At 66.6% G+C, this 6,000-nt stretch carries 4 protein-coding genes; 2 read left to right on the top strand and 2 right to left on the bottom strand.

The features are described from left to right. The first annotated feature begins 107 nt into the window (after positions 1–107). Together ACEU5R_RS26940 and ACEU5R_RS26935 are read left to right on the top strand one after the other, a co-directional pair. Positions 108–1,052 (top strand): tripartite tricarboxylate transporter substrate binding protein, encoded by a 945-nt coding sequence (locus tag ACEU5R_RS26940; protein ID WP_392412805.1) that lies wholly within the window; start codon positions 108–110, stop codon positions 1,050–1,052. Positions 1,053–1,148: 96 nt separating this feature from the next. Beyond that, entirely contained in the window at positions 1,149–1,637 is a 489-nt protein-coding gene (locus ACEU5R_RS26935) for a hypothetical protein (RefSeq protein WP_392412804.1), read from the top strand. A gap of 7 nt (positions 1,638–1,644) precedes the next feature. Here the strand turns inward: ACEU5R_RS26935 and ACEU5R_RS26930 are convergent, their stop codons facing one another. Both ACEU5R_RS26930 and ACEU5R_RS26925 read right to left on the bottom strand, forming a co-directional pair. Next, positions 1,645–4,245: an autotransporter outer membrane beta-barrel domain-containing protein gene (locus ACEU5R_RS26930; protein ID WP_392412802.1), complete on the bottom strand. Its 2,601-nt coding sequence runs from the start codon at positions 4,243–4,245 to the stop codon at positions 1,645–1,647. 274 nt (positions 4,246–4,519) lie between these two features. Further along, a complete protein-coding gene (locus tag ACEU5R_RS26925) occupies positions 4,520–5,890 on the bottom strand; it encodes a hypothetical protein (RefSeq protein WP_392412801.1) in 1,371 nt (456 codons plus the stop codon). Between the last annotated feature and the right edge of the window lie 110 nt (positions 5,891–6,000).

The following is a 6,000-nucleotide window of genomic DNA, read 5'->3' as shown; positions in this document are numbered from 1 at the left end:
CCCCCCCCCCCCGCCCCCCCCCCCCCCGCCGTCCGCCGGCGCCGCGGACGGCATTCGATGCAGCGAGATCGGCGCCCCAACCCTGCTCAAGGCCTCACCCGAATCCCATGAAACTGCTCAACCTGCTCCTGCTTTCCGCCGCCTGCTGCGGCGCCGCCGCCCAGGCCGCGGACAGCTATCCGACCAAGTCGATCGAACTGGTCGTGTCCTACCAGCCTGGCGGCGGCAGCGACAGCACGGCGCGCGCCATCGCCGACGCCGCGCGTCCGCTGATGCCCCAGTCCGTGGTCGTGCTGAACCGCCCCGGCGCCAGCGGCTCCATCGGCTGGTCTTATGTGGCCGGCTCCGACGACGGCTACCGCCTGATCCTGATGACGCCCGAGATGCTGGTCGTGCCGCTGATGGGCATCGGCAAGGTCACCGTCGGCGACTTCCAGCCAATCGCGCGCTTCACCGACGACCCGTCCTCGATCACCGTGCGCGCCGACGCGCCATGGCGGACCGCGCAGGAGTTCATCCAGTACGCGAAGGCCAATCCCGGCAAGGTCACGTTCTCCAACGCGGGCAACGGCACCATTCCTCACGTGGCCGCCGGCGCCTTCGCCGAGACGATCGGCGCACAGCTGGAACACATCCCCTACAACGGCTCCGCGCCGGCCATCATGGGCCTGCTGGCCGGCGACGTGCAAGCCACCACCGTGGCCTATGCAGAACTGCGCCAGTACGTTGAAAGCGGCAAGCTGCGCACGCTGGCGGTGATGTCGGAAAAACGCGTGGCCGGGCTGGACGCGCCGACCTTGAAGGAGCTGGGCCACGACCTGCAGTTCAGCGTGTGGCGCGGACTGGGCCTGCCCAGGAACGCGCCGCGAGAGGCGGTGGAGAAATGGCGCGCGGTGTCCAGGGAACTGGCCACTTCGCCCAAGTTCCAGGAAACCATGACCAAGCAGAACCTCACGCCGTCCTATGCCGACACGCCGGCCTTCATCGCCGACATCGAGCGGCAGAATCAGGCGGTCAAGACGCTGATGCCCAAGCTGAACCTGAAGCAATGAACGCATGAAGACGCGGCCGGCGGCGGCGCCATTTGCCGCCGGCCCGCCGCGCGGGTATGTTTGAGGGCCCTCCCGCCGCCAGACGAGACCCCGCCGATGTCCTCATCCCCGCCCGCCGTGAACATCTCCGCCAACGCCAGCGACTGGCGCGGCCAGGCGCTGTCGAACTTCTGCCTGTCGCCCTTCGTGCTGGACGGCGCGCTGTACGCCTCCATCGAAGGCTTCATCCAGGGCATCAAGTTTCCCGAGGGCGATCCGGTCCGAGCGGCCGCGTTCCAGGCCAGCGGCTGGGACGCCAAGCGCCTGGGCGACGGCGCCCGCCGCGATGCCGTGCACTGGCAAGGCGCGCGCATCGCCTATGGCTCGCCCGAACACCATCGCCTGATCGAACGCGCCATCCGCGCCCGCGTGTCGCAAAGCACCGGACTGCGCCAGGCGCTGGCGTCCACCGCGGGCGCGGCGATCGCGCATGAGACCGGCGCGCCCGAGTCGCCCGCCACCTCGCTGCCCGCGACGGTGTTCTGCCACATCCTGGAGACACTGCGCGAGGACATCCTGGCGGGCACGCTGCGCGAGGAGGGCTGAAGCCGGCTTACCATCGGTAGCCCGCGTCCACCATGCCGCCGTAGCCGTGCTGGCCGCCCCGACCCTCATAGCCAAAAACGTGCCCGGCCACTAGCAGCCTGTGACTGATCCGCCCCTCGGCCCCCAGGGTCAATTCCAGGCGGTCGCGCGAGGACGCGGCGGCCAGCGTGTTGGGCCCCATCCGCACGGACGGCGTATTGAAGCGGTGCAGCCAATCCAGTTCCATGAACGGACGCACCGCCGGCGCGCCCGCAATGGCCGCGGGATACATGCGCACGCCGGCATGCGCGTCCCAGGCGCCGGGGTTGCCTGCGCCCATGCGGGTCCCTTGCAGCACGGCATCCTGCGCATCGTAGTGGCTGTAGACCAGCTGGACGTGCGGCTCGACAACGAGCGGCCCCAGCGGCGAACGCTCGGCGAAAGGCTGGAGCGCATAGCCGGTTTCGGCCGAGGCGCTCCACACCGTGGAGTCGTAGCGCGCCGACCCCAGTTCGCTGTCGATCCGGTTGTTGAAGCGGCCGTACTGCAGCCAGCCGTCGACATAGGCGCCCATGCGGCTGGCGTCCTCCTGGTAGTACGTGCCATACACGCCCGCCGAATAGCCGGAGACCTTGCCGCGCGCCCGCGCCTGCGCCATCGTGCCACCCGGCAGCGCCAGGCTGGAGGTGGATGTGCTGCGCGCGCTGCCGTAGCCGCCCATGAGGCCCAGGTGCACCGCCCCCTTGCCGCCCAGCGGCGCGGTCAGCAGGTCCCCGCCCAGCTGCACGATCTGGCTGCTGCGCTCGATCCCGACACGGCCTTCGGCCATGCGCAGTCCGCTGTCCTGGCGGCCCTGCACTCGCGTCCAGATACCGCGATACGAGGCTCCACTTTCTGTCGCGGCGTCCCTGGCCTCGCCGCAAGCGCCGCATGACGGCACGCGATCGTGCTGGCCATGGGTGAAGAACGCGGCGCTGGCCAATTGGTTGCCAATGTAGGCGCCGCTCTCGGGCGACACATTGCGCCAAGACGCGGCGGCTGGCCGCGAGGCGGGCGCCTGCGGCTGGACGGCAAGCTGCGGCGTCATTTCCTGCCGCTGGGCGGGCGCCGGCGGCGCGGGCGTATAAGGCGCGGAGGTCAGATACCAGTCTGGCGCCGCGCCGCCCTGACCGCCGCGTACCAGGCTGTATTCGTAGCCGTTCACGGCCAGCGTGCCGGCGCCCTGGCGAAAGCCGGTCGAGCCCGCATCCAGCCGGAAAGCATCCGGCGCCGTCGTGCCGCCATGGATCGTCTGCACCACCCGGATGCCGTGCGTCGTCTGCGCTCCGCTCCCGCCGGCGTTGAGGATGCGCAGCGAGGCGCGGCCAGTGGCCGAACCGCCATCGATCACCAGCCGGTCCGTGGGCGAAGCGTCATCGCCCAGCCGCGTATTCAGCACCAGTAACCCGCCATCGATGTACTGATTGACTGTCAGGGTCTTGAAGCCGCCCTTGGCGCCCGGCGCCACGAACGCGACCGTGCCGGCGTTGTCCAGCACCGCCAGCGAGGAATCGGCGCGCACGTTCCAGACGCTGGACGCATCCAGCGCCAGACGGTTGACGCGGCCGCCGCCGCGCTCGATCAGCGCGCCAGTCAGCACCGAGCCGCGTCCGAGCGTGATGTCCGCGCTGCCGCTTTCGATCAGCACGTCGCCGCTCAGCCGGGAAGCCGCGGCGTCCAGCTGGATGCGCCCCGTGGCGATATCCGCGTTCGCAACGCTGCCGCTGGGAACGCGCAGGTCGCTGGCCTGCCCGGTGGATTGCGAGCGCAGCAGCACGCCCCCCTCGAGCGCGCCTGCGCTACGCGCATTGATCTCGGCGCCGTCCAGCGAAAAAACATGATCGCCGCCAGCGGCCAGCAAGGCCACGCCGTCCTGCGTCTCCACGCGACTGCCGCGCGTCAGCGTGATGCTGTTCCGGCTGCCCGCCTGGACCGCGTAACTGGAAATGCCGCGCGCGTCCGCGCCCTGGACGCTGATGCGGGTATTGGCCAGATCCAGCCTGCCATCGCTCACCACTTCCGCGCCAGAGGTGCCCCGCGCCTCGGTGCTGATGCTGCTGCCGGAGGCCGAGATCACGGCTGCCTTTCCCACCACGAGCAGGCCGCTGGCCAGATAGTCATGCGTCAGGATGGATGAATCCGTCAGATCGATCCTGGCGCCGGCGCCGCTGGCCACCGCCCCTAGCGCGCCCGCGCCGAAGGTTTCGACGCGCACCCTCGTGGCATTGATGTTCGCGGAGTCATGGAGCGGATCGGCCTGCAGCCCGATAGCGTCGCCGCCATGAGTGGTCACCGAGCTGTCCTGCAACGAAACGGTGCCGCCGCGCACACGGACGCCCCCCACTTTGTTGCCTGGATCCGTCGTGCCCGTCGTGATGCTTATGTTGCTGCCGGTCACGGTGTTGGATTCACCCGACAGGAAAATCGCCGGACCCGGTCCGTCATGGATGATCGTGTCGCCCGGATTGATCACGACGTGGCGATTGGACGAGGCTGGGGTCACAATGACGGCGCTATGGCCGACAAGGGGAACCGTCGCCAGGGCTGCGCCGAGCAGCCCCAGCATGAGGGAAGGCGGATGTTTGGACATGGCGAGTCCTTTCTGGATTGGGCGGGCATCTCATGTCTCCACCGAGCCAGCTCTATCAAGCCTTACTGAGGATGTGGCCGTGTCCGCGGTGGCCGATGCAACAGTTCGGACGATCCCAGCATTTCGGACTCAGGAACATCAGACGGTTCTGAATCACTTCGGCCAGTCCGCGCGCCCGGCCCACCCCACTGCGCCCAACTGCCTGCGCGGCCCGCCCCCACCGCCCGTTATCCGTAGCCTTCCATAAGGGGAAATGTGAGCATTTCCTCGCTTGCTACGATGACGGGAAGATCGGCCCCCCGGAACCGGAACTTGATCCATCCCGTTGTTCCCTCGCCCTGAACTTTATTGCCTCGTCTGCTTCCCGGGCCAGTCGAAAATCCTTGATCAGCTGGAAAATGGTCTGTTCGTTGGCGTTGACGGAACCGCCCTTCCCGTTATCCGACGACATGCCTTGCAGGTCCTTGGAGAAACTCCGGAACTTCTCCATTTCCTTGTTCAGCTTTCTTTTCAGCGCGCCGCTTTTCGTCTCTTCATCGTTGGCCTCTATATTTTTCGTCAGCGCTTGCTCCACCCGTTTGATACTTTTCAGCTCTTCGATGATGAGTGCGCTGGCCAGGACTCGCAACTCCGACTTCCTGTCCTCGGACACAATCGTCTCCAGCTTCAAGTCGGCCAGCGCCTTGGTCACTGCCTTTCCGACGGGCTCGTTCAACCGCTGGTGGAATTGCTTGTTGTCATCCTCGCCGAGGTCATTGTTGTCTTCATCTCTCGGCAGGGCGTTGCCCACGTCCATCGCCAGCGCTTCGTCCCCGCCGACATCTTCAAGTGCTTCATGCACGACGCGCTCCACGACATGCGCGTACAACAGGACCGATACGGAAGGCGTATCGAACAACGCCTTGCATTGCGCTTCCAGCGCATTCTCGAACTTATCAATGCTGCGCGTACCACGGCTGGACACGACTCTCACCAAGCCATCCAGGCCTGCGCCGATGCCAACCAGGGTAGTTGCCCAGGCCGCCCACCCCTCCCAGCTTTCAGGCTCCCTCAAGCGGTACGCGCCGATGACGGCGCCCGTGCCCGCCGACAGGGTGGCAAGGACGGGCACGATGATTTCGTGCAGTTGCCGATGCAGGCTGGCGTTGTGGTTCATGGCTGCCAGGCCGGCCAACAGATCCTTGCGAATATCCAGGACTTGCCCAAGCCATCGCTCGAGCTGGACGGGATCATCCTTCTTCGGCGCATTGCCGGACTCATCCGCGAATTCCGTGAGCTTCTGCGACAGGCGGCCCAAATCGTTGAACAGCTTGTCGCTCAATTGCCTGAAGGAAGCGCGGCGGAGGGAACGGAGGTCTCCAGGCCGGCCTAGCCAACTGTTCCTTTTGTCATACAGCTTTGTCGCCGCGCGTCCCAATTCGCGGATCTTGGACTGATCGCCCTCGTTGACGCGGCCGAGAAAGCAGACTTTATGGAGCCTCAGCGTCCCGTTCGCGTGCTTCGAGACCCTGCCCTGCGGCGCGATAACGACCCTGAATTGATGCCCGCCCACGCTGAAACGACCGTGACCGACAGGCCCCATGCCGTCCGTGCCTGTCGGGATGCTTGGCGGGAGTCCGCCCAGGGGAATGGAAACGCTTTCCATGAACACGTATCCGGATCTTGACTGTTGAATAAGGAACAGGAAATCCGGCAAGGTTCCAGCGTCATGACCTTTCCGCGTCATGGCATGACGCTGGCTCAGGAAGAAAGCAG

This window comes from Achromobacter sp. 413638 (assembly GCF_043119405.1).
Classification (GTDB): Bacteria; Pseudomonadota; Gammaproteobacteria; order Burkholderiales; family Burkholderiaceae_B; genus Achromobacter.
This window is presented reverse-complemented; position numbering and strand designations above follow the sequence as displayed.

Excerpts from the sequence above, each read along its gene's own strand:
- ACEU5R_RS26925 (WP_392412801.1), bottom strand. The coding sequence starts at position 5,890 with ATGGAAAGCGTTTCCATTCCCCTGGGCGGACTCCCGCCAAGCATCCCG.
- ACEU5R_RS26935 (WP_392412804.1), top strand. The coding sequence starts at position 1,149 with ATGTCCTCATCCCCGCCCGCCGTGAACATCTCCGCCAACGCCAGCGAC.
- ACEU5R_RS26930 (WP_392412802.1), bottom strand. The coding sequence starts at position 4,245 with ATGTCCAAACATCCGCCTTCCCTCATGCTGGGGCTGCTCGGCGCAGCC.
- ACEU5R_RS26940 (WP_392412805.1), top strand. The coding sequence starts at position 108 with ATGAAACTGCTCAACCTGCTCCTGCTTTCCGCCGCCTGCTGCGGCGCC.